General features: G+C 70.6%; 1 protein-coding gene and 2 pseudogenes. All 3 read right to left on the bottom strand.

Annotation, left to right across the window (positions count from 1 at the left end; all coding sequences use genetic code 11):
• A pseudogene (locus ADK55_RS14360) lies at positions 1 to 409 on the bottom strand (hypothetical protein); the annotation flags it as partial.
• A gap of 230 nt (positions 410 to 639) precedes the next feature.
• Positions 640 to 1,410 carry a DUF4239 domain-containing protein gene (locus tag ADK55_RS14355; protein ID WP_053678716.1) on the bottom strand — a complete coding sequence of 257 codons (771 nt, stop codon included), beginning with the start codon at positions 1,408 to 1,410 and terminating at the stop codon, positions 640 to 642.
• A gap of 42 nt (positions 1,411 to 1,452) precedes the next feature.
• Positions 1,453 to 1,741 (bottom strand): annotated as a pseudogene (locus ADK55_RS40465) (hypothetical protein); the annotation flags it as partial.

The raw sequence follows: 1,741 nt of genomic DNA, 5'->3' as shown, positions 1-1,741 counted from the left end.
GCGTGCGGCGGACGCCCACGGTGGAACTGGTGGTCGGCCGGGCCGTGCCACCGGCGATCGTCAGGTCGGCGGACCCGGTCTCCCCGTTGCAGGTGAAGGAGACGGAGTACAGGGCCCCGACCCGCGCGTCCCGGTCCACGGTGACCCGCGCGGTCTGGCCGCGGGCGATGCTCACGGTGTCGAAGACCCCGGAGGAGGCGGTGGCGAACGCCGAATCGCAGCCGCTGACGGAGAGCACCGTCTGACCGCCGCGCGCGACGGTCGAGGGGGTGATGGCGAAGCCGAACGAGGTGATGGGCGCGGCCTCGGCCGCGGAAGCGGCGGGCGCGCCCAGGGCGCCGAGCGCGAGAGCGGCACCCGTGGCACCGGCGCTCAGCAGGGCAGTGGCGGAGCTGCGTATCGCACCCATGGAGTTTCTCCGGATCCCCGAGGAGCAGCCGCGGAACGGTTTCCGCACGTGGGGGGTCGTGCGCCTCGATGCTCGCCACGCTAGGTGCGGGGGCGGTGACCCGCGATCAGGAACGGGCGAATGGGGCATGCCGGTAGGCCGAACCGGGGACGGGAGGCCCGTCCCCGGTTTGCCGGCGGACGCGGGGGTGCGGTGCCCCGTCAGTTCTCCAGGATCAGTTCTCCAGGCAGTCAGTTCTCCAGGCCCAGATGCGGGAACTGGGCGAGGAACGGTTCCGCGGTCGCCGCGATGCCGCGCCCGAACGGTGCGTCGAAGTCCCAGATCAGGAAGAGCAGGAAGGCGATCAGGGCGCTGAAGAGCCCCGCCAGCAGCATCTCCCGGAACGAGCGCCGGATCTGCAGGGTGAAGATCAACCCGACCGTCACCAGGGCGCCGGCGATCAGACCGAACCACACCACACCGGGCATGGTGGCCCCGGCGCTCTGGCCGCGGGCGTTACGGGCGTCGTCCACCAGCGCGACCTGGTCGACCAGCGGCTGGTAGGCCTGCCCCTCGTGGTCGGTCCGCGGCTCGTAGTCGGTCACGTCCCGGCGGATGCGCTCCAACAACTGTGCGCTCTGATCAGTGAGTTCACCATTCTCCGCCATCTGCGTCCACTCCGTGTCGACCACGTGCGTCACATACGCGTCGACGTCGGAGCGGATCTTCTTGCGGACGTCAGCCGGATACACCTCGGATCGGACGCTGATCTCGTGCAGGGCCTGCGATTCCTGGCGCACGTATTCCTGGGCGGCCCCGCGGCCCTCCCAGACGCCCGCGATGGCCAGGCCCAGGACGATCGCGTAGATCACCCCGATCATCATCGTCATGTACTCGATGACGTCCGGGGTCTCGTTCGGATCGTCGTCGTCGCCGATCCGCCGGTGATTGAAGAAGGCGATGGACAGCACCACGGCACAGGCCGCTGCCATCGCGAGGGACAGGACGAGCCATTCCGACAAGATGACTCCAAGGCAAGGGGTAGGGAAAGGATCGAGAGCGGGTCAGCGCGGGCGCAGCGCGACGATCGCGAGCACCGCGGGAGCCGCGGTCATGAGGGTGAAGGTGACCGGCGAGATGTGGTGCTCGACCGGCTTGCGGGTCATGGCGTGGTAACTCGGCCGGGCCACGACCTTGGGCGGTGCGGGCGGCGGGGTCACCACGGGGGTGGGCGCGGGCTCCGGTGCGGGCTTGGGCAGCGGGGCCGCCGGCTTGGGGACCAGGAAAATCGGAGGGGCGGGTGCCGCCGGCTTGGGCCCCGGCTTGGGGGCGGGCTTCGGGGGTGGCTTGGGG

It is taken from the genome of Streptomyces sp. WM4235 (assembly GCF_001279725.1).
GTDB lineage: Bacteria > Actinomycetota > Actinomycetes > Streptomycetales > Streptomycetaceae > Streptomyces.
The sequence above is the reverse complement of the archived record's forward strand: the minus strand, read 5'-3'. Positions and strand labels throughout refer to the sequence as shown.